This window comes from Lutibacter sp. B1, assembly GCF_012524075.1.
Lineage (GTDB): Bacteria > Bacteroidota > Bacteroidia > Flavobacteriales > Flavobacteriaceae > Lutibacter.
This window is the reverse complement of sequence record NZ_JAAZUI010000024.1, coordinates 1-21,418: the sequence shown is the minus strand read 5'-3', so window position 1 is coordinate 21,418 and position 21,418 is coordinate 1. Positions and strand designations below refer to the sequence as shown.

Here is a 21,418-nt window from a genome sequence, read left to right as displayed (position 1 = left end):
TGTAATATTATTTCTCAAAATTATACTAACCAATAATTTTTTTATGAATACAACAAACAAACCAACAACATTATTTTGGATTATTGGTGTTTTAGCTCTTCTTTGGAATATAATGGGAGTTTCAGCTTATTTGGGTCAAGCCTATATGACCGACGAAATTTTAACCAACCTTACCGATGCTGAGCAAAATTACCACAACAACTTACCCGCATGGGTAACCTCAGCCTTTGCAATTGCTGCATTTGCAGGAGCATTTGCTTGTATTGCTTTTTTATTTAAGAAAAAGTGGGCAACTTTATTGTTCCAAATTTCTTTACTAGGTGTTTTAGTTCAATTTGTTTATAATTTCTTCATACAAAAATATGTTGAATTAACCGGTGATAAAATGATTATGCCTTTTATTGTAATACTAATATCAATATTTTTAGTTTGGTACTCTAAAAAATCTGAATCAAACGGTTATCTATCTTAAAATTTAAAAAAACTTATATTGAAAAAACCTGAACTAAAATTCAGGTTTTTTTATATATTAACGTAATGAAAAACATTTTAATTATAGGATTTGTTTGGCCCGAACCTGATTCTACTGCAGCAGGAAACAGAATGCTTCAATTAATTGAATTATTTTTAGAAAATAATTATAACATATCCTTTGCTAGTACCGCATCAAAAACTGATAAATCATATAATTTTGACAAGTTAAAAATACAAACATTTGATATTGAACTAAATAATTCCAACTTTGATTTATTCGTTAAAAAATTGAATCCGGATATTGTTTTATTTGACCGATATCTTACCGAAGAACAATTTGGCTGGAGAGTTGCTGAAAATTGCCCAAACGCACTTAGAATTTTAGATACAGAAGATCTTCATTTTTTAAGATATGCAAGACAAGAAGCCTTTAAAAAAGATAAAGAACTATCTTTAGAGTTTTTGATAAATGATATTACCAAACGTGAAATAGCTAGTATTTACAGGTGCGATTTATCTTTAATCATTTCAACATTTGAAATGAAATTACTAGTAGACACATTTAAAATGAATGAATCTATTTTATGTTATATCCTTTTTTTATTGGATTATGTGGATTTAAATACAATACACAATTTTCCAACTTTCAACGAACGTGAACATTTTATTACCATAGGAAATTTTAAACATAAACCAAATTGGAGCTCTGTAATTTATTTAAAAGAAGTTATTTGGCCTTTGATAAGAAATAAATTGCCTAATGTTGATCTTCACATTTATGGTGCGTATGCTTCTGAAGAAATACTGCAATTGCATAAAAAAAACGAAGGTTTTATTATAAAAGGTTGGGCTAAAAATGTTGAACAAGTATTTAAAAAAGCTAAAGTTTGCTTGGCTCCGCTACAATTTGGAGCCGGTTTAAAAGGTAAATTGATTGATGCTATGTTATATGGAACTCCAAGTATTACAACATCTATAGGTGCTGAAGCTATGCATTGCGAATTACTATGGAATGGTTTTATTGAAGATGATCCTGAAAATTTCGCTTTAAAAGCAGTTGAATTGTACACTAACAAAAAAAAATGGGAAGAATCTCAAACTAATGGTGTTAAAATTATTAATCATTGTTACTCAAAAAATACATATGGAGTAACTTTTTTAAATAAATTAGAAACAACAAAAAGTAATTTAGAAAAACATAGGTTAAATAATTTTACAGGTTTAATGCTTACACACCATACGTTAAAAAGTACAAAATATATGTCTAAATGGATTGAAGAAAAAAATAAAAATTAACTTTAATCTGTTTGTAAAATGGAAAGAACTTCGCTTGGAATTCTAATTGGTTTCATCGTATTTTTATCGAGTAAACACCAAATTGTTTTGGCTTTTACCAATAATTTATCACCTTTTTTAATTTCAACAAATCGTTCAGATTTAACACCATAAGAATCTCCAATCCAAGTTTTTACATTTAATTCATCATTCAATATTGCCGATGATAAATAATCTATTTCGTGCCTAACTACAACCCAAACATATTTTGAATTTATTGAGATATTACTAAGTTTATTCCAATGGATTTCTGAAGCTTTTTGTATCCAATTCAGGTAATAAATATTATTCACATGGTTTAAATCATCAATAGCTTCATTAGATACTTTAACGCTAAAAATATTACTTATTTCTCTCATATTTGTACAAAATTTTTATAAACCCAAAATTAAAATAAAGGCATATATTATTTACTATTTCGATACAAAAAAAAATAAAAGACAAAAAAGTTGGAATTATAAATCCTATAGTATAATTTTACAATTCCAAAAAAAGTTCACAAATTTTTAATCTTTTAACAATATTATTATATTTGATACAAAGATTACAGTCGTAATACTTGTACAATAAAGAAATTATCGTGGGGACGACAGTTTTTTTTCAAGTAAATTGCGGCTGTTTTGGAAGCACATGTGTTTTAAGAAAACAGTTGTAAAATAAAAATCTTTAATACTACCGTTGTGGGGACGACACTTAAAAGATATTTGCAACTGTTTTTTTATGAGATTAACAAAATATCAATCTTTCACATATATTTTTTTTACAGTAACTATCATCTATTTTTTATACTATTATCGTTATGGGGACGACATTTAAAAATAGATTTTTACTATTGTTTTTATTGTGGGGACAACAGCTTTCTATCTTAATTTTTATAATAAAACACTACATTTTATAGGTCTTACAATTTCTCCTTTTTTGTTTCTATATTCAAAAAATGGAACTAAGGTATTTATGTAAATTCTTTTTACTTTTTTTATAATACCGTTTCTTTTCTTTTCTTTAACTAAAATCATAATAATGTGGGGTTTAAAAATTAGCGCTCTATAAACATTTGAGTGAAAAAATTTCTTCCTTTAGAATCTTGTTCTGTAGAAATTCCAAAATGTGTATATTGTGGTTTTTCGATCAATCGTCTATGAGCATCACTATTCAACCATCCATTAACCGCTCCTCTAGCAGTACTATAACCATAAGCAACATTCTCTCCAACAGCTTTTGCATTTGCTTTTTTAACTAAATTTTCTTGTCTTTCAGCAAAAAAATCATGGTTAATCTGTCCAACTTCAATCATATATTCAGTATGCGATTCAGCTACTGATGAAATGATGTTTAAAGCTTCCAAAGGTTTTACACCTATTGATTCTCTATACTCATTTATAAGATCAAATATTTCCAACTCAATTGCTGAATATTCAACTTCTACTTCGGCAATTTCATCAAAATAAATTCCATCATCCTCTTTTGAACAAGAGGTAAGTAAAATTCCTACTAATACAAAATATACTAGTTTAAATTTCATTGATTTCATGAGAGTGGGGTTTTTTATAATTTGGGGTTAGACTTTAATATAAAAATAGCAGCCGCAATATTTATTTACATAAACCGTTGTGGGGAACAAGTGTTTTTAATAAATATAGTACGGCTGCCTTTACTAATATATATGGATTTAAAATGATTTATTAAACTTAACAGTTCAATACACATTAAATCTATAGTATATAGTTGTTTCAAAGTTATTGAGTAACTGATCCTGCTTTGAAACGTGCTGTTATAGAACATAACAGCAAGGGGGATAATTGTTAATAATGAATAACTCATGTTTTTGGGGTTTTGGCTTGGTTTGAGTTGATTTATTTATTTATCTATTTCTTAATTTAATTATTTTAAAAAAAGAGGTAGAATCAAAGGTCTTACTAACCATCTAACTTTAAAAAAGCATTTTCGGATTGCTTTTTTGAGTTGTGATTCCAGAGAGACTACCTCCTAATGTTATACTTACTTTTTCATTAATTTTTAATTATTTAATTCTTACTTTTAATTTTTAGATTCTCTTTAAGTGGTGAATTTTGGGGTGAAAAACACCACTTAAAGAACAATCATAGCTTGGGGTTGACTTATTTATTTCTAATTTTTTCCAATAATTTATTTAGAGTTAATAATTCACTGTTTGATAAATTTTTCACAACATCATTTTCAAATTGTTCCTGTATCATATCTATCTCAGCTAATAATTGTAAACCAGCTTCTGTAATTCTTATATCTACCTTCCTCCTATTTATTTCATTTTGAATTCTAGTAATCAAACCTTTCAATCGTAACTTTTCAACCAACCTTGTTGTATTACTATTTTTACTTACCATTTCGGCTTGTAAAGTTTGAAGGTCTGCAGGTTCACCTTTTAACTCTCTCAATGAACGTAAAACTTGATACTGTTGAATAGATAAGGCATATAGTTTTAAATGATCTGAAAATTTTTCATTCATCCAGTTACCTGTATACAATATATTCTCTATCGTATAATTAGGTAAGCTTAACTCATCCTGTTTTTCATTTTTATTCAACTTCGGGGGGACAACACTTTTCTATACTACTATTGTGTATACAACAAATGTATATACAAATATTATAATAAACAAACATTTTTGTTAAAAACTTTTACTAATAAATAAAATTAAACCTGATTTAGAGTCAATAAATGTTGTAAAATTAACTGTAATAATTTTACAAAATACACTATAAATAAATTATAAGTAATTGATTATAAACTTATTATTTAAAATAAATTGAATTTAAACAACTTATGTAAAAATAAATTTTTTAGGAAGATGTTTTAATCATAAATAAATTAACTTTTGTTGAAAATTGTTAATAACTCTTAATTTATGTGTATTAAAATTAAGGTTTTTATGCTTTAAAACAGCCTTTTTTATATTTAGTAGCGTAACTTAGGTTGCTAAATTCAATATTAATATAGGTTAATTTTGCTTTAAAAATATACCATTAACATGAAAACATTAGTAGCTATAACTGCCCAAAATAAAAAAACAATATCAGAACATGCTGGTAAATGTAGAAACTTTTTTATATATACGATAGATAATAACACAATTGTTAATAAAAAAATTGTTGAATTTTCTAAAGAAGAGACTTTACATAATATTTTTCAAAATGAAAATAAAAGTATCCTTTTAGATGTTGATATATTATTAACTAGAAGTATTGGGAATGGAGCTATTCTAAAATTAGCAAAACAAAACGTTGCTTGTTATAAAATTGATGAAACAGATCCTGATATAGCAATAAAAAAACTAATTAATGGTACATTAGAAGCTGTGGCGCCGGTATCTCATGAAAAATCCGGCTGTAATTGTAATTGTGGAGATGGTCATCATCACCACTAATTAGCCCTACCCTTCCCGTTCTACCATTCCGTTTGCATGTTCTTCATTAAAATGAGCCTCACCATGCTGGCTTTTCTAATTCATTATCATAAATATATTCAGAAATTTTAATTATATCCGTTTTACTAAAAAATTGCTTTGGCATTACATTAAATTGCACTACTAAAGCGTTTTCTTTTTATAACATTTTTTTTAGTAAGTTATATTTAAAACCAATAAAAAAGTAATAATAGTTACTATAAAACTATTATATATAAAAAAACGCTTCCATATTTTGGAAGCGTTTTAAATATAAATTTTTGTATTAAATACTATCTAAAACTAATTTTACGCATTCTTAAATTTTGTGGAGTTACTTCTAAATACTCATCATCTTTAATATATTCCATACATTCTTCTAGCGAATAATCTATTTTAGGAGCAATTTTAACACTATCATCAGTTCCTGACTTTCTTACGTTTGTTAATTTTTTCCCTTTAATTAAATTAACGGCCATATCTTCTTGCTTATTATTCTCCCCTACTACCTGACCTTTATAGATTTCTTGATTAGGCTCAATAAAAAACTTACCCCTGTCTTGTAACTTATCTATTGAATAAGCTGTTGCTTTACCTGTTTCGGCAGAAATTATTGCTCCATTATTAGAAGTTGCAATTTCTCCTTTATAAGCATCAAAGCCACGTAATCTATGGTTTATAATAGCTTCACCTGCAGTTGCTGTTAATATTTTGTTACGTAAACCTATTAAACCACGTGATGGAATATCGAATTCTAAATGTTGTAGATCTCCTTTTGGTTCCATTACTAACATATCTCCTTTTCTAAGGCTCACTAAGTTAATTGCTTTACTTGCAGATTCTTCCGGAACATTAATTACTAAAGTTTCATAAGGTTCACATTTAACACCATCAATTTCTTTAATAATAACCTGCGGACGACCTACTTGTAACTCATATCCTTCTCTACGCATTGTTTCAATTAAAACTGATAAATGTAATATTCCACGACCAAACACATTAAATTTATCTTCAGTATCAGTATCTTCAACTCTAAGTGCTAAGTTTTTTTCAGTTTCTTTATATAACCTATCACGTAAATGACGAGAAGTTACATATTTTCCTTCTTTTCCATAAAAAGGTGAATTATTAATTGTAAATAACATACTCATAGTAGGTTCATCTACTTTTAACCTAGGAAGAGGTTCCGGATTATTTATATCGGCAATTGTATCTCCAATATCAAATCCATCAATACCTGTAATTGCACAAATATCTCCACTTCTTACTTTAGAAGCTCTATCTTTCCCTAAACCTTCGAATGTATGTAATTCTTTTATACGTACTTTTTTAGTGCTTCCGTCAGCTTTACAAAGCATATAGTCTTTACCTTCTTCTAAATCTCCTCTAAAAACACGTCCAATAGCAATACGACCAACAAAAGAAGTAAAATCTAATGATGTAATTTGCATTTGAGGAGTTCCTTCAAAATAAGGAGCTTCAGGTATATTTTCTAAAATTGAATCTAAAAGAGGAACAATATTATTGGTTTCTTCTTTCCAATCATAATTCATCCAACCATTTTTAGCCGAACCATAAATTGTTTTAAACTCAAGTTGTTCTTCAGTTGCATCTAAAGCAAACATCAAATCGAATACTTTTTCATGAACAAGATCTGGTGTACAGTTTGGTTTATCAACCTTATTAACAACTACAATAGGCGTTAATCCAAGTTCTAACGCTTTACCTAGTACAAAACGAGTTTGTGGCATTGGTCCTTCAAATGCATCTACTAATAATAATACACCATCAGCCATTTTTAAAACGCGTTCTACTTCACCACCAAAATCGGCGTGACCAGGAGTATCTATAATATTAATTTTTACATCTTTATAAATTATCGAAACGTTTTTAGATAAAATAGTAATCCCACGTTCACGCTCTAAATCATTATTATCTAATAATAAATCGGTTCGTTCTTTTCTTTCATCTAAAATATGAGCTTGATCAATAATTTTATCAACCAAAGTTGTTTTACCATGATCAACGTGAGCTATAATAGCTATATTTCTAATAGATTGCATATTCTTATTTTTTTTAGCGCTGCAAAAGTAGGTGTTTTATTTGGTTTATTGTAACAAAAGTTAAAGAATGACAGATATCATATAAAATTTGTAAAATACTGTTTATCTTTACATTAAACTTAATTAATTATGATTCTATTTAATATTATTTCTTTGTTTAATTGGAATTGGGGAGTTTTAGGAGCCGCTTTTATGTTTTTAGTTTTTTTAGGTTTAATTGTAGTTTTAATTATTTTTATGAGAAGTGGAAAGAAAAATAATTAACTAAAAAATCTTTTTAGTTGAAATTATGTAGTGAGGAATGAATTACAGCCCTAAATTATTTGATAAAAAAAGGGTTTATAAAATTATGATTTTATAAACCCTCTTTTTAGTTATACGGTAGTAAACTTTTTAAATTTTACGACGTTCACGCTCACGTTTAAGCAACTCTAATTCTCTATTGGTTTGACCGGCAACTGAAGTATTTTCTTCCGCACGTCTTAATAAATATGGCATTACATCACGTACAGGACCAAATGGCAAATACTTAGCTACATTGTAGCCTTCTTTAGCTAAATTATAACTAATATGGTCACTCATACCATACAATTGTCCAAACCATACTCTTTTATCATCTCTATCTAAACCAGATTTTGCAATTAAATCCATCAATAAATATGAACTCTCTTCGTTATGAGTTCCTGCAAAAATAGCCATATCTTCAATGTTTTTAAACATATATGACAACACATCATCAAACATTTTGTTAGTAGCATTTTTATCTACACAAATAGGATCTTTATACCCTTTTTCTTTAGCGCGTTCACGCTCTTTTTCCATATACGCTCCTCGAACCAACTTCATTCCAACTTTAAATCCTTTTTCTTTAGCGCGTTGATGTAGTTTTTTTATATAATCTAACCTATCCCATCTGTACAATTGTAAAGTACCAAACACAATAACTTTTTCTTTATTGTATTTACTCATCATTTCTTCAATTAAATCATCAGCAGCATCTTGCATCCATGTTTCCTCAGCATCAATTAATAAAGGAACATCTCTATCATAAGCAGCTTTACTTACAATATCATAACGTTCTCTAACACGTTTCCATTCAACCTCTTCATGAGGGTCCAATGGTGTTCCTTCTGTTTTCTTTTGATACAATTCAAATTTTCCAAAACCTGTAGGTTTAAACACCGCGAATGGAATACCTGGTTTTTCTTTACCAAATTTTATGGTATTCAGTGTTTTTTCCATAGCTAGATCAAACTGTTCTTCAACTTCTTTTCCTTCAGCAGAATAATCTAATACAGAATAAACATTTTTAGTATACATTTTATCAATTGTAGGCATACAATCAACTTCAGTAACACCACCACAAAAGTGATCAAAAACAGTAGCACGTATAATACCTTCAACAGGTAAATATGTTTTTAGGGCAAATTTGGCAACTGCACCGCCAATTTTAACAAGAGACTCTCGCTTAATCATTTCAAATAAATAGAAAGCTCTTTCGAGCTCAGAATTTGATTTTAAAGCAAAAGCCACTTCAGTATTATCAAATAATTTTTCCATTGTGATTTGTATTTACACAAAGATACTCACTAAGAGTTTATTTATTCATTTTTTTCTGTTTAATTTGTAGAAAATTTATTCCAAATGACACCGATTTTATCCAACAATTATTATGTAAATTTTAATAATGATGCTTACCTAAAGTTAAATAGTTATGTAAATGATTATAAGCCTTCTACATTATTTATTTTAGTTGATGAAAATACCAACAAATTTTGTTTGCCCATTTTAATGCAAGAACTGGCGACTGATTTACCTATCGAAATTATTGAAATTGAAGCCGGTGAAAAATATAAGAACCTTGATACTTGCACTGGTGTATGGAATGCTTTGACCGAATTAGGTGCTGACAGAAAAAGTTTACTCATCAATTTAGGTGGTGGTGTTATTACAGATTTAGGTGGTTTTGTGGCTTCTGCTTTTAAAAGAGGTATTGCTTTTATAAATATACCAACCACATTATTAAGCATGGTTGATGCATCTGTTGGTGGAAAAACCGGAGTTGATTTAGGCGTTTTAAAAAATCAAATTGGATTGTTCTCAAATCCGGAAATGGTGTTGATTGATACTCGTTATTTGGAAACTATTACTGATAGAGAATTACGATCTGGACTTGCTGAAATTATTAAATATGGGCTAACTTATGATATTAAACTATGGAGTAAAATAAATAAGTTTAAAGAATTAAATACCAATAATATAAGTAAATTAATTCACCGTTCAATAGAAATTAAAAATGAAGTTGTTACACAAGACCCAAAAGAAAGTGGTTTGCGTAAAGTTTTAAATTTTGGACACACTTTAGGACATGCTATTGAATCTTATTTTTTAGAATCTACCGATAAAGAAAATTTAACTCATGGTGAAGCTATTGCTATTGGAATGGTTACTGAAGCTTATATTTCAAATTACCTTTATAACTTTCCAACTGAATACCTTGAAACTATTAAAAAAACAATTATTGATATTTATGGAAAAGTAACCATATTTTCTGAAGATTACGAAGGTATTATGGAACTTTTAATTCACGATAAAAAGAATATTGGCGGACAAGTAAATTTTGTATTATTATCTGATTATGAAAAATTTAAACTCGATTGCAAAGTTAAAAAAGAGCTAATAATCGAATCTTTAAACTATTATAATTCTTAACAACAATTAGCAACTGCTTGCCTATATATTTCTTTATATGTAGGTAAAACATTTTCTAAACTGAAACGTTTTGCCTGTTCTAGAGCATTTTGCTTAAATTGTTGAAGCCGGTCTACATCTTTTAAAATAAAAATTCCGTTTTTAGCCATTTCATCGGTATCACCTACATTGCTTAAAAAGCCTGTTACACTGTTAATGTTTACTTCGGGCAAACCACCTGAATTAGTTGAAATTACGGGAGTTCTGGCAGCCATAGCTTCTAACGCGGCTAAACCAAAGCTTTCAGTCTCTGAAGGCAGTAAAAACAAATCGGAATAACACAATAATTTATTAACCTCGTTGCTATTTCCTAAAAAAAGTACCTTATCTAAAATCCCTAACTCTTTTACCTGACGCTCAATTATTTCTCTATCAGGTCCTTCACCTACCAATAATAATTTAGCCGGAATTTCTTTTTGAATTTTGTAAAAAATATCAATAACATCATAAGCTCTTTTTACAGGACGTAAATTACTTATGTGTGTAATAATCCGCTCATCTTCATTAGCGATATTATTACGCTGACATTCAGGAGATTTAATTTCAGGATATTTTTCAAAATCGATAAAATTATGAATAACTTTTATCTCTTTTTTAATTTTGAACAAACGTAAAGTATCATTCTTTAAACTTTCGGATACAGTTGTTACAACATCCGAATTATTGATACTGAATTCTACTGCTGTTTTATAGTTAGGGTGACTTCCAACCAACGTAATATCGGTACCATGTAATGTTGTTACAACTTTTACATCAATCCCTTTTTCTTTAAGCATTTTCTTTGCCATGTATGCAGCATACGCATGAGGGATTGCATAATGCACATGTAATATCTCTAAATTATACATCTGAACAACTTCAACCATTTTACTTGATAAAGCTAATTCGTAAGGTTGAAAATGGAATAAAGGATATTCTTCAACAAAAACCTCGTGAAAATGGATATCGTTTGAAATAAAATCGAGTCTTACCGGTTGTTTATAGGTTATAAAATGTACATGATGCCCTCTTTTAGCTAATGCCATTCCTAATTCTGTTGCTACTACTCCACTTCCTCCAAAAGTAGGATAACAAACAATGCCTATTTTCATAAATATTATACTTTACTGAAAATTAAAAGATAAAATAATTGAAGATTTATAATCTATTTTCTCTCCATTATTGTAGTTGTAAATATAGAAGTATTATTACAGTTTTATGAATTGAAACTTATAAAAATATCTTAAATAAAGTTTTTACAATTCTAATAAATTAATAATCATATGTTTACTAATATAAATTTAAAAAGATAGTATAGACCAAGTAGTAAACTAAAAGACTAGTCTTTCAAATTGTTGTCTTTTAAAAAATTCTCTATTTCAATTTTTGCTTTAGCCTCACCTAATTCAATCAATTCAACAGCTTTATGAAAATCAAAGGTATTAGCTGAATTTGCAGGAATATCTATTGTTATATCCGGTTTATACATATCAATTGTTAGTTTTGACATTTTATGAACCATAGCAAAAGTTGTTGTATTTAATAATGAGAGATATCCTATACTATCTTTATCTCCCGTAGTAATTAGTTTACTTATACTGTTTACATAATCATTATATTTTGAGTAGAAAAAATTTTGAGATTTATTTAATTCCTGTACTTCATTTTTTTCTTTTTTGGTTCCATACAAATTAACAGCTACCAAAACATCGTTTTGATTTCGTTTAACATATTCAATAGGAAGAGGACATAAAACACCTCCATCTACCAAAAAAGTATCCTTATATTTAACAGGTTTAATAACTGATGGTATTGCTATTGATGCCCTAATAGCATCATAAAAACTCCCAGAACTGAAAACAATTTCTTTTTCATTAATAATATCAGTAGCAACAGCCGAAAAAGGAATTTTCATATTTTCAATAGGCTCGTCAGGAATATAAGATCTCATTGTTTTAAAAACTCTGTCTCCTTTCAATAATCCATTTTTTGAAAATGTAAAATCCATTAAACCAAATACTTTCTTTTTATCTAATGTTTTTATCCATTCTGTATAAATAGGTAATTTACCCATTGCATAAACACCTCCAATTATTGAACCTATAGATGAACCTGCAACTGAAGTTATTGTAAACCCCTGTTTTTCTAATTCATTTATTACACCAATATGGGCGATCCCTTTTGAACCTCCGCTTGATAATACTAAGGCTACATTTTTAGTTTTCATAGCATTAATTTTTTATTTGATATATTATTAACTTTTTATTTTTTGCAATGTATTTTGTTATTTGATTTTGGATAGGTTTTAAAACCATATCATAGTTTTTAAAAGCTGTTCTAATAATTTCCCAACCTTCACCAATATAATTATTTGTTGCTTGTTTAAAAGACGCCTTCTTGTATTTATCTCTATGTTTTAGCCCTGATAATCTAATAAATTTTATAGATTTTTCTACTGAAATGTAATAAAAATACAATAGCGTTTCTACACCAAATCTTGATGCTTTTATTTTATCTAAAATTGGCATAATGTCCTTTTTGAATAATGCTCGTTCTCCCGTTAATATTTTTAAAGGATTTATATCTTTTTTTAAAATATTAACAGTTGAATAGCCTAAAACCATATCACACTCTTTGTTTATTAAAGACATTATTAACTCGGATGTATAATTTGGTGTTATCCTTGTTTGATCGGCATCAATAAACATCACTATATCATATTTAGCATTTTCAACACCAACTGCCATTGCATAACCTTTCCCTTTATTGATCTCAAAATTAATAACGTTTAGATTATATGTCGATTTCAGTTTATTAATTATACTTTTTGAGCTATCAGTAGAACCATCATTCACCACTACAATTTCATTAATAAATTGCTCTTTTGATGTTGAAATAATCACATTTTCTATTGTATCTTGTTCATTGTATACACAGATTATTGCTGTTGCTTTTTCCATAATATTGGATTATTATTAATTATTATATACTTGATTTTTAATTTTTTCAGCCCATTCTATATGATTAAGTGATTTATCAAAAAATTTATAAGAAACAGGTTTCAATATTTTTACTTTAATTGTTTTATTTTTCTTTTTAAACAGTTCTCTCGGTAAAAGAATTAGCTCAATATTTGTTTGTATACATAATAATTTTCTTACCATAAAAATGAAGTAAAACAAACTAGTGTTTCTTCCAACAAAGCGTATGGGAACAATATCTCTTTGATTTTCTATTGCTTTTTTCACAAAACTTTTCTCCCATTGTTTATCTTGAATTTTTCTATTATAAATTCTTGAAACAAAACCTGCCGGAAAATGTGTTATTGGAATATTTGAAGCATAAGCCTCATTTAACTTTTCGTAATATTCTCTTGAACTCTTATCAAAAACATCAATATTAAGAATGAGTGGTTCTAATTGCGGTATATGTTTAAAAGCATCATTACCAATAGCTTTTAATTCACCATATTTATTTCCTACTATATTTGTTATAATTAATCCATCCAATATTCCAAACGGATGATTTGCTACAAAAATTGATTTTTTATTATCCGGTAAATTTTCAATCCCTTTAATCTCAATATTTAAATTCAATTTTTCGATAACTTTTTCTAAGAATGGTAAGCCTTTATAATCTTCAAATTCTGAAAGAATATCATTTATCTCATCTTGTCTTATTATATTACCAATTATTATGATTATAAATTTTGGAAGACTTTTTAATAGTTTTGAGTTACTATTTTCTACTATATTTTCAATGTTAATATATTTCATCACAAAACCTTTAGACCAAATTCGTTTTACGGTCTATTTATTATCAAAAAAATTTAACGAAGCCCTTTTATTATTATATTTGTTAAAAAATCTGCTTGGTTAAATAATTTATTAATTTCATTCTTGGTTAAAATATCAAATTCAATACCCCTAATACAAGAAACTATTAGCTCTGATAATGGTTCAATACGCTCATTTTCAATTGTCAAATCTTTATTTTCAACACCTTGAACTAAAATAGCATTCAAAATTTCTTTTTCCTTTTTGTCGTATCTTTTTTTAAATAAAGAGATAAATTTATTTAGTGAATCTGTATCGGTTTGAATAGCAAAATGATATAGATTTCTTTTTTCTTTTAATGTTTTTATCTTTATTAATATATATTCTTTTAATTTATCATTACAATTTTCTTTAAGATCAACCGCTTTCTTTACTTTTTGAAAAAGAGTATCCATTTCCATTTTAATTACCTGATTGAAAATTTCATCTTTACTTTTAAAATAATGATATAAAGTGCTTTTGCCTTTGCCTGCATTTTTTGCAATATCTGCCATTGTTGTTTTATCAAATCCAAACCTTTGAAGTAACTCTTGTGCAGAAAATAGGATTTCTCTAATGATAATTTTATCTTTTTTCATTTTTAGACTATTCGACCAATTATGTATTTTAGTCTGTAAATATACATGATTATTTTTTTAGACACCAAAATTTTAATCAGTTATTTTAAAAAAAGTAACTATTGAAGTGTTTCTATACAATTTTTAATAACACCTGTTTAAAGTATATTGTACAAAAAAAATAGTTGCAACTTTCATTACAACTATTTTTAATATTTTAATTATCAAATTTTGATAAATTAATAATCTCCCAAAGTTACAGGATTTTGACTTAAAGCATTTTCTAACTGTGCATCACTTGGTGCTTTACCATGCCACGCATGTGTATGCATCATAAAATCTACTCCATTACCCATTTCAGTATGTAGTAAAACACAAACAGGTTTTCCTTTACCTGTTAAAGATTTGGCTTTCTCTAAACCTTTTTTAATACTCTCAATATCATTACCTTTAGCAATATCTAAAACAGTCCATCCGAAAGCTTCAAATTTGGCTTTAAGGTCTCCCATAGGCATTACTTCATTAGTAGAACCATCTATTTGTTGTCCATTATAATCTATGGTAGCAATATAATTATCTACTTTTTTACCGGCAGCATACATAATAGCTTCCCAATTTTGTCCTTCTTGTAACTCTCCATCACCATGTAATGAAAATACTAACTTTGAATCTCCATTCATTTTTTTAGCTTGTGCAGCTCCAATAGCAACACTCATTCCTTGTCCTAAGGAACCTGAAGCCATTCTAACACCAGGTAAACCTTCATGTGTTGTTGGATGACCTTGTAAACGTGAACCTAATTTTCTGAAAGTTGCCAATTCTTCAACCGGAAAAAAACCGCTTCTAGCCAAAACGCTATAATACACAGGCGAAATATGACCGTTTGACAAAAAGAATAAATCTTCATTTTTTCCATCCATAGAGAAGTCTGTTGAATAATCCATAACTTCCTGAAAAAGAACTGTTAAAAATTCATTACATCCTAAAGAACCCCCTGGATGACCAGATTGTACTGCATGTACCATTCTTACAATATCTCTTCTAACTTGTTGAGCAAAGTCTTGCAATTGTTGTGTAGTTGACATTTATTAGGTTTTATTATAAGTAGCAAAAATAACATATTTGATTTTTTAAACCATAAAAAATATCACTAAAATTTTATACCAATACGATATTATGTTTTTTGTTTTTTCTTTTTGGCTGCAGGAAACAACACATTATTTAAAATTAAACGATAGCCCGGAGAATTTGGATATAAATCGAGCTCCGTTTTTGGGTCACCTACTTTATGCTGATAATCTTCAGGATCATGGCCTCCATAAAAAGTAAACATGCCTTTACCTTTAACTCCATGTATATACCTTGCCTCTCTATTCGATTTCATTTCACCCATAACCAGTATATTAGACTTAATTTCATCTCTATCAAATGCCGTAGTTTGCCCCATAAAACCTTTTATCAACTGAGTATGATTTTGACATAGCATTGTTGGAATAGGATCCCATTTTGCCGAATATTGTTGTAAAGAAAAATAATCAGATGTTCTAACTACATCTCTTTTACGTGTCATATCAATTGTTGAAAACTCGTATTCTACCGGATTTCTAACTAAAGTAAAATCTTTAAAAGCAAATGTTTTATTGTAATCAATTTTATTTTGATAATCTACCTCCGAAGGATCACCATCAAACATAGTTTCGCAAATATCAACTCCTTCAGCAGAAAGTGCTATATCAAAACTATCTGTTGCAGAGCACATTGCAAACATAAAGCCACCACCAATTACAAAATCGCGTATTTTAATGGCTACAGCCAATTTTTCTTCAGAAACTTTACTAAAACCTAATCTTTTAGATAATTCTTCTGCAGCTTTTTTTTGTTCGATATACCAAGGTGCTGTACGGTATGCTCCATAAAATTTACCAAATTGCCCCGTAAAATCTTCATGATGTAAGTGTAACCATTCATATAACAAAAGTTTTTCTTCTAGAACTTCTTCATCATAAATTACATCAAAAGGAATTTCGGCATAAGTTAAAACCATAGTAACTGCATCATCCCATGGCATTTTATCTTTTGGAGAATATACTGCAATTTTAGGTGCTTTTTCCAAAATAACAGCTTCCATATTTTTTGAAGGGCTGCTTATTTCTTCAAGTAACTTCACAGCCTGTGTATCAGAAATTATTTGAAATGTTACACCTCTAATTTTACACTCGTTACGAGTAGCTTCATTATCTTCCAACAAAAAAGAACCTCCTTCGTAATTTAACAACCATTTTGCTGAATTACCTTGTTGTAAAGACCAATATGTGATTCCGTAAGCTTTTAAATGATTTGTTTGCGTAACATCATCCATAGGAATTAATATGAATGATGCATAAATTGAATGTGAAAAAAGCAATAACAGCAATATCAAAGCATTTTTTAACATTGAAATTTTTTGTTTATGATATTGTATTAAATATTATTTTTTAGAATGGAACATCTCCATCATCTAAATTCTCATCCGGTGTTCCAAAAGCATCTTCAGCAGTAGGTATATTACTCTCATGAATTGCATTCATTTTAGAATGAAATTCATTTCCAAAATCTTCATCTAAATTACTGAATTGCGCTAAATGACCCGTAAATTTAAGTCGGATATTATCCAATCCACCATTTCTATGTTTTGCAACAATAAATTCTGCTTGCCCTTCACAAGGTGTACGTTCTTCATCATCCCATTCTGTATGCCCATAATATTCAGGGCGGTAGATAAAGGAAACAATATCAGCATCTTGTTCAATAGCTCCGGATTCACGTAAATCGGACAATAAAGGTCTTTTACTACCACCACGAGTTTCAACAGCACGAGATAACTGTGAAAGTGCAATTACAGGGATACTTAATTCTTTTGCTAATGCTTTTAAGTTACGCGAAATGGTTGAAATTTCCTGTTCTCTATTACCTCCTCCTTTTTGAGAAGTTCCGGCGGTCATCAACTGTAAATAATCAATAACTATAACTTTTATACCGTGTTGTGACGCTAAACGACGAGCTTTTGCTCTTAAATCGAAAATTGATAATGAAGGTGTGTCATCAATAAAAATAGGTGCTTTTGATAAATTTTTAACCTTCACATTCAATTGCTCCCATTCATGTGGTTCTAAATTTCCTTTTCTCAATTTACCAGATGAAATTCCTGTTTCACTTGAGATCATACGAGTAATTAACTGAACTGATGACATTTCTAATGAAAAAATGGCAACAGGTTCATCAAAATCTATAGCCATATTTTTTGCCATAGACATTACAAACGCTGTTTTTCCCATACCGGGACGCGCAGCTAAAATAATTAAATCGGAAGGTTGCCAACCCGATGTCAACTCATCTAAACGAGTAAAACCGGTTGCTATACCACTCATACCCTGCTTATTTGATATTTCTTGAATTTTCTTTATTGCCTGCGTAACAAGTCCTTGAGCATCTTCAGAACCTTTTTTTAAGTTTCCTTGAGTTACTTCAAATAATTTAGATTCGGCATCATCCAACAAATCAAAAACATCAATGGTTTCATCATACGCTTCTTCAATAATTTCAGAAGAAATTGAAATTAATTTACGTTGAATGTATTTTTGAAGAATTATACGCGCATGAAATTCAATATGCGCAGTTGAAGCTACTTTTTGAGTTAAACCGATTAAATAAAAATCGCCTCCTGCGGCTTCTAAATAGCCTGACTTTTTTAACTGATTTGCAACAGTTCTTAAATCAATAGGTTCAGAATTTTGAAATAACGTGTAAATTGCTTCGTAAATTAATTGATGTGCTTCTTTGTAAAAAACTTCAGGATGCAATATATCAATAACATCATCAACTCCTTTTTTATCAATCATCATAGCACCCAAAACCGCTTCCTCTAAATCAAGTGCCTGCGGTGGTATTTTACCTTTTTCAAGGTTTATAACAGTACTTTTTTTAAAACTTTTTGATGGTATGGGCTGCAAATTTTTCACGCTACTTTAATTTTAATATCTATTACAAATTATTTAATTACACAATAAAACACATCTATCAACTTAAAAAAATTAATAAATTATATAAATAAATAACAATTTTTTTTATTAATAAAGACACCTTAAAATTTAGGTAATTTTATAATAAAAGCAAATGTAGATTTTAAAAAATAAATTATCCATCCATTCATTAATTTTATTTTTACACAATTTGTGTTGACAAGTAACCCAAATTTGTTAATAAATTTTCAAACTCATTTTTATGGATTTTATTTTGCTATTTTTGGTTTATGGAACGTAAAAAAATCTACAAAATTCTTATGCTTATTTTAGTAATGCAATGGGCATTTATCCAAATTTTAGCCCAATACCCTATTTTTATTGAGAAATATTATTCAAACGGATTGTATATTTATATTTCTAAATTTTTACGACTTTTTTTAGGGTGGATTCCCTTTTCAATTGGAGATATTTTATTAGTACTGTTTTTTCTTTTTATTGTTAAAAATATCTACCAAATAATTAAAACAAAAAAGTTTAACCTTAAAGACACTTTTTTTAAAGTTGGCGCATATATTTCTGTACTATTTTTCTTTTTTTATCTGTTTTGGGGATTAAATTATTTTAGAGTTCCTTTAAAAGAAAGTTTAGATCTAAATGCTCCTGATTATACTACCGAAGATGTAAAATATCTAACTAAAAAGCTAATTGAAAAAACAAATAAAGCACAGGTTCAAATTACAAATTCTGATACAATAAAAGTTACTATTCCTTATAATCATAAAGAAATTTACTCTATCGCTTCAAAAAGCTACAACCATTTAACTACTGAAATTTTTAAATTAAAATACCCTAAACCTTCTATAAAAAGTTCACTAATAAGCACTTTGCAAAGTTATATGGGAACAGGTGGTTATATAAATCCATTAACTGGTGAAGCACAAGTAAATTCATTAATCCCAAAAACCAGTACTCCGGCTATAAGTTGTCATGAAATTGCTCATCAGGTTGGATATGCAGCAGAAAATGAAGCAAATTTTATAGGATTTTTAGTTGCTGCAAACAATAGTAATCCGTATTTCAGATACTCGGGATACAAGGCTGCACTAAACTACTCTTTAAGAGATTTATATTTGAGAGATTCTACCCAATTTAAAGAATTGTATAAAAATTTAAATAAAGGAATTTTAAAAGATTTTGAAGATCATAAAAAATATGCAAAAAAATATCAAAATCCTATTGAACCATACATTTGGAAAACATATAATATGTACTTAAAAGCCAATAAACAAAAAGATGGTGTTCAAAGCTATAATAAAATGATTTCACTATTAATTAATTACCAAAAAAAATACCCTGAATCTTTTTGAATTTTACCCAATAAAACTTCATTAAAATTATTTTTTTCACAACAATTAACAGATTTATTCTTTTGTATTTCTTAAAATTTTGTTAAATCATTACATATATAACAATTACTTAATACATAAGTTTAAATTTACCTAAAATTAAAATCTAACCAAATATGAGAAAAACACTTTTATGTTTTTTTTCACTAATATTCTTTACTGCTAATTCTCAAGAATATTTTCCTGTTAATACAGAAGTGAAAACTACCGAAAACACAATTTATGCATTTATCAATGCTAAAATTCAGGTTACGCCCTCTATTTTCATTGAAAAAGGAACTTTACTAATAAAAGATGGAAAAATAATTGAGGTAGGATCATCTGTTAAAATACCTTCCGAATCTAAAATTATCGATTTAAACGGTAATTATATGTATCCTTCTTTTATAGATGTTTATTCTGATTTTGGTATTGAAAAACCCAAAGCTGTACCAAGAAGCAGTTTTTTTGGTGGTAAACCACAATATGATACTGAAAAAGACGGATATTACTGGAATGACCATATAAAAGCTCAAACCAATGCTTTGTCAGAATTTAAATTTGATAACAAAAGAGCTAAAGAGTTGTTAAGCGCTGGTTTTGGAACTGTAAATACTCATTTGCAAGATGGCATTATTAGAGGAAACGGTATTTTGGTTGCTTTAAATCCTATCACAACAAATAATTACCGAATTTTAGATGAAAAATCTGCTCAATACTTATCTTTTAGCCGCAGTGCACTTTCTAAACAAGCTTACCCTAATTCATTAATGGGGTCTATAGCATTGATTAAACAGGTATATAATGATGCTGATTGGTATTCGAAAGGATTATCTAAAAATAAAGATTTAACTTTAGAAGCCTTCCTAAATAATAAAAATTTAGTTCAAATTTTTGAAGCAAACAGCAAACAAAATGATTTTAGAGCAGATAAAATTGGAGATGAATTTGGTATACAATACATTATTTTAGGTGGTGGTGACGAGTACGAAAATATTGAAGAAATTAAAGCTACAAAAGCAACGTATATTATACCTGTTAATTTTAAAAAAGCTTATGATGTTAGTGATCCATTTTTAGCAAGTGAAATTGCTTTAAGTGATTTAAGAAAATGGAATCAAGAGCCATCAAATTTACACGTTTTAAATAAAAATGGTGTTCCTTTTTCTTTAACTACACATCAATTAAAATCTATTTCCGATTTTAATAAAAATTTACAAAAAGCATTTGCTTATGGTTTTAATAAAACTGAAGCTCTGAAAGCATTAACAACCGTTCCTGCAAATATTTTAGGAAAATCTAATGAAATAGGTACTTTACAAAAAGGAAGTTATGCCAATTTTTTAATTACTTCAGGAGAAATTTTTGATAAAGAGACTGTTATTTATGAAAACTGGGTTTTAGGAAGTAAAAATGTGATCAATAATATAAATACAAAAAACATTTCTGGCAATTATACACTTTCTTTACACAACAAAACATATAATTTAACGTGAGTTCGATATAACTAAAAAGATAAATAAAGTTGCTTAGTATCCACAAAATTATTTTTAAGAGAAGGTTTTTTGTCTTTAAAATTATAAGCTATTAATGCAGTAAAGATGTTATTGAAATA

Annotated in this window: 21 protein-coding genes; 7 read left to right on the top strand and 14 right to left on the bottom strand. The window is 28.3% G+C overall.

Annotation, left to right across the window (positions count from 1 at the left end):
• The first annotated feature begins 43 nt into the window (after positions 1-43).
• Together HGB55_RS12835 and HGB55_RS12830 are read left to right on the top strand one after the other, a co-directional pair.
• A complete protein-coding gene (locus HGB55_RS12835) occupies positions 44-472 on the top strand; it encodes a hypothetical protein (protein ID WP_168817290.1) in 429 nt (142 codons plus the stop codon).
• 65 nt (positions 473-537) lie between these two features.
• Positions 538-1,770 (top strand): glycosyltransferase, encoded by a 1,233-nt coding sequence (locus tag HGB55_RS12830; protein ID WP_168817289.1) that lies wholly within the window; start codon positions 538-540, stop codon positions 1,768-1,770.
• A gap of 2 nt (positions 1,771-1,772) precedes the next feature.
• On the opposite strand, the gene HGB55_RS12825 is transcribed toward HGB55_RS12830, so the two are convergent.
• The 4 genes from HGB55_RS12825 to HGB55_RS12810 all read right to left on the bottom strand — a co-directional run bounded on the left by HGB55_RS12825 (position 1,773) and on the right by HGB55_RS12810 (position 4,373).
• Positions 1,773-2,168 (bottom strand): thioesterase family protein, encoded by a 396-nt coding sequence (locus HGB55_RS12825; protein WP_168817288.1) that lies wholly within the window; start codon positions 2,166-2,168, stop codon positions 1,773-1,775.
• Positions 2,169-2,681: 513 nt separating this feature from the next.
• Positions 2,682-2,825 (bottom strand): hypothetical protein, encoded by a 144-nt coding sequence (locus HGB55_RS12820; RefSeq protein WP_168817287.1) that lies wholly within the window; start codon positions 2,823-2,825, stop codon positions 2,682-2,684.
• Between the two features lie 20 nt (positions 2,826-2,845).
• Positions 2,846-3,331, bottom strand: a complete 486-nt coding sequence (locus tag HGB55_RS12815; protein WP_168817286.1) for a CAP domain-containing protein — start codon at positions 3,329-3,331, stop codon at positions 2,846-2,848.
• Between the two features lie 595 nt (positions 3,332-3,926).
• Positions 3,927-4,373, bottom strand: coding sequence for a MarR family winged helix-turn-helix transcriptional regulator (locus HGB55_RS12810; protein WP_247649223.1), 447 nt, complete (start codon positions 4,371-4,373; stop codon positions 3,927-3,929).
• Positions 4,374-4,817: 444 nt separating this feature from the next.
• Between HGB55_RS12810 and HGB55_RS12805 the strand changes: the two genes are divergently transcribed.
• Complete coding sequence (locus tag HGB55_RS12805; protein ID WP_168817285.1) at positions 4,818-5,213, top strand: NifB/NifX family molybdenum-iron cluster-binding protein; 396 nt, start codon at positions 4,818-4,820, stop codon at positions 5,211-5,213.
• Positions 5,214-5,524: 311 nt separating this feature from the next.
• On the opposite strand, the gene typA is transcribed toward HGB55_RS12805, so the two are convergent.
• Positions 5,525-7,294: a translational GTPase TypA gene (gene typA / locus HGB55_RS12800; RefSeq protein ID WP_168817284.1), complete on the bottom strand. Its 1,770-nt coding sequence runs from the start codon at positions 7,292-7,294 to the stop codon at positions 5,525-5,527.
• Positions 7,295-7,423: 129 nt separating this feature from the next.
• Between typA and HGB55_RS15605 the strand changes: the two genes are divergently transcribed.
• Positions 7,424-7,558: a hypothetical protein gene (locus tag HGB55_RS15605; RefSeq protein ID WP_256368434.1), complete on the top strand. Its 135-nt coding sequence runs from the start codon at positions 7,424-7,426 to the stop codon at positions 7,556-7,558.
• A gap of 129 nt (positions 7,559-7,687) precedes the next feature.
• On the opposite strand, the gene HGB55_RS12795 is transcribed toward HGB55_RS15605, so the two are convergent.
• A complete protein-coding gene (locus HGB55_RS12795) occupies positions 7,688-8,854 on the bottom strand; it encodes a proline dehydrogenase family protein (RefSeq protein ID WP_168817283.1) in 1,167 nt (388 codons plus the stop codon).
• Between the two features lie 84 nt (positions 8,855-8,938).
• On the opposite strand from HGB55_RS12795, the gene aroB reads away from it, so the two are divergent.
• The gene (gene aroB, locus HGB55_RS12790) at positions 8,939-10,006 is read left to right on the top strand and encodes a 3-dehydroquinate synthase (protein ID WP_168817282.1); all 1,068 of its coding nucleotides are present in this window, start codon (positions 8,939-8,941) and stop codon (positions 10,004-10,006) included.
• Here the strand turns inward: aroB and bshA are convergent.
• The 8 genes from bshA to dnaB all read right to left on the bottom strand — a co-directional run bounded on the left by bshA (position 10,003) and on the right by dnaB (position 18,415).
• The gene (bshA, locus tag HGB55_RS12785; protein ID WP_168817281.1) at positions 10,003-11,136 is read right to left on the bottom strand and encodes an N-acetyl-alpha-D-glucosaminyl L-malate synthase BshA; all 1,134 of its coding nucleotides are present in this window, start codon (positions 11,134-11,136) and stop codon (positions 10,003-10,005) included. The genes aroB and bshA overlap by 4 nt on opposite strands.
• Before the next feature lie 227 nt (positions 11,137-11,363).
• A complete protein-coding gene (locus HGB55_RS12780) occupies positions 11,364-12,251 on the bottom strand; it encodes a patatin-like phospholipase family protein (protein WP_168817280.1) in 888 nt (295 codons plus the stop codon).
• Between the two features lie 4 nt (positions 12,252-12,255).
• Positions 12,256-12,984 carry a glycosyltransferase gene (locus HGB55_RS12775; RefSeq protein ID WP_168817279.1) on the bottom strand — a complete coding sequence of 243 codons (729 nt, stop codon included), beginning with the start codon at positions 12,982-12,984 and terminating at the stop codon, positions 12,256-12,258.
• A gap of 15 nt (positions 12,985-12,999) precedes the next feature.
• Positions 13,000-13,800 carry a 1-acyl-sn-glycerol-3-phosphate acyltransferase gene (locus HGB55_RS12770; protein WP_168817278.1) on the bottom strand — a complete coding sequence of 267 codons (801 nt, stop codon included), beginning with the start codon at positions 13,798-13,800 and terminating at the stop codon, positions 13,000-13,002.
• A gap of 53 nt (positions 13,801-13,853) precedes the next feature.
• A complete protein-coding gene (locus HGB55_RS12765; protein ID WP_168817277.1) occupies positions 13,854-14,438 on the bottom strand; it encodes a TetR/AcrR family transcriptional regulator in 585 nt (194 codons plus the stop codon).
• Positions 14,439-14,656: 218 nt separating this feature from the next.
• Positions 14,657-15,502, bottom strand: coding sequence for a transketolase (locus HGB55_RS12760; protein WP_168817276.1), 846 nt, complete (start codon positions 15,500-15,502; stop codon positions 14,657-14,659).
• An 89-nt stretch (positions 15,503-15,591) separates the two neighbouring features.
• Positions 15,592-16,851 carry an asparagine synthetase B gene (locus HGB55_RS12755; RefSeq protein ID WP_211047395.1) on the bottom strand — a complete coding sequence of 420 codons (1,260 nt, stop codon included), beginning with the start codon at positions 16,849-16,851 and terminating at the stop codon, positions 15,592-15,594.
• A gap of 40 nt (positions 16,852-16,891) precedes the next feature.
• The gene (gene dnaB, locus HGB55_RS12750; protein ID WP_168817275.1) at positions 16,892-18,415 is read right to left on the bottom strand and encodes a replicative DNA helicase; all 1,524 of its coding nucleotides are present in this window, start codon (positions 18,413-18,415) and stop codon (positions 16,892-16,894) included.
• A 320-nt stretch (positions 18,416-18,735) separates the two neighbouring features.
• Between dnaB and HGB55_RS12745 the strand changes: the two genes are divergently transcribed.
• Together HGB55_RS12745 and HGB55_RS12740 are read left to right on the top strand one after the other, a co-directional pair.
• A complete protein-coding gene (locus HGB55_RS12745) occupies positions 18,736-19,785 on the top strand; it encodes a DUF3810 domain-containing protein (protein WP_247649222.1) in 1,050 nt (349 codons plus the stop codon).
• A gap of 155 nt (positions 19,786-19,940) precedes the next feature.
• Positions 19,941-21,299, top strand: coding sequence for an amidohydrolase family protein (locus HGB55_RS12740; protein WP_211047394.1), 1,359 nt, complete (start codon positions 19,941-19,943; stop codon positions 21,297-21,299).
• The last annotated feature ends 119 nt before the right edge of the window (positions 21,300-21,418 follow it).

What these genes read in the sequence shown, in the direction of transcription:
- HGB55_RS12745 (WP_247649222.1), top strand. Translation starts at nt 18,736, where the DNA reads ATGCTTATTTTAGTAATGCAATGGGCATTTATCCAAATTTTAGCCCAA.
- HGB55_RS15605 (WP_256368434.1), top strand. Translation starts at nt 7,424, where the DNA reads ATGATTCTATTTAATATTATTTCTTTGTTTAATTGGAATTGGGGAGTT.
- HGB55_RS12815 (WP_168817286.1), bottom strand. Translation starts at nt 3,331, where the DNA reads ATGAAATTTAAACTAGTATATTTTGTATTAGTAGGAATTTTACTTACC.
- HGB55_RS12825 (WP_168817288.1), bottom strand. Translation starts at nt 2,168, where the DNA reads ATGAGAGAAATAAGTAATATTTTTAGCGTTAAAGTATCTAATGAAGCT.
- HGB55_RS12755 (WP_211047395.1), bottom strand. Translation starts at nt 16,851, where the DNA reads ATGTTAAAAAATGCTTTGATATTGCTGTTATTGCTTTTTTCACATTCA.
- HGB55_RS12770 (WP_168817278.1), bottom strand. Translation starts at nt 13,800, where the DNA reads ATGAAATATATTAACATTGAAAATATAGTAGAAAATAGTAACTCAAAA.
- HGB55_RS12780 (WP_168817280.1), bottom strand. Translation starts at nt 12,251, where the DNA reads ATGAAAACTAAAAATGTAGCCTTAGTATTATCAAGCGGAGGTTCAAAA.
- bshA (WP_168817281.1), bottom strand. Translation starts at nt 11,136, where the DNA reads ATGAAAATAGGCATTGTTTGTTATCCTACTTTTGGAGGAAGTGGAGTA.
- HGB55_RS12830 (WP_168817289.1), top strand. Translation starts at nt 538, where the DNA reads ATGAAAAACATTTTAATTATAGGATTTGTTTGGCCCGAACCTGATTCT.
- HGB55_RS12835 (WP_168817290.1), top strand. Translation starts at nt 44, where the DNA reads ATGAATACAACAAACAAACCAACAACATTATTTTGGATTATTGGTGTT.
- HGB55_RS12775 (WP_168817279.1), bottom strand. Translation starts at nt 12,984, where the DNA reads ATGGAAAAAGCAACAGCAATAATCTGTGTATACAATGAACAAGATACA.
- HGB55_RS12740 (WP_211047394.1), top strand. Translation starts at nt 19,941, where the DNA reads ATGAGAAAAACACTTTTATGTTTTTTTTCACTAATATTCTTTACTGCT.
- typA (WP_168817284.1), bottom strand. Translation starts at nt 7,294, where the DNA reads ATGCAATCTATTAGAAATATAGCTATTATAGCTCACGTTGATCATGGT.
- HGB55_RS12765 (WP_168817277.1), bottom strand. Translation starts at nt 14,438, where the DNA reads ATGAAAAAAGATAAAATTATCATTAGAGAAATCCTATTTTCTGCACAA.
- HGB55_RS12820 (WP_168817287.1), bottom strand. Translation starts at nt 2,825, where the DNA reads ATGATTTTAGTTAAAGAAAAGAAAAGAAACGGTATTATAAAAAAAGTA.
- HGB55_RS12760 (WP_168817276.1), bottom strand. Translation starts at nt 15,502, where the DNA reads ATGTCAACTACACAACAATTGCAAGACTTTGCTCAACAAGTTAGAAGA.
- aroB (WP_168817282.1), top strand. Translation starts at nt 8,939, where the DNA reads ATGACACCGATTTTATCCAACAATTATTATGTAAATTTTAATAATGAT.
- HGB55_RS12805 (WP_168817285.1), top strand. Translation starts at nt 4,818, where the DNA reads ATGAAAACATTAGTAGCTATAACTGCCCAAAATAAAAAAACAATATCA.
- HGB55_RS12795 (WP_168817283.1), bottom strand. Translation starts at nt 8,854, where the DNA reads ATGGAAAAATTATTTGATAATACTGAAGTGGCTTTTGCTTTAAAATCA.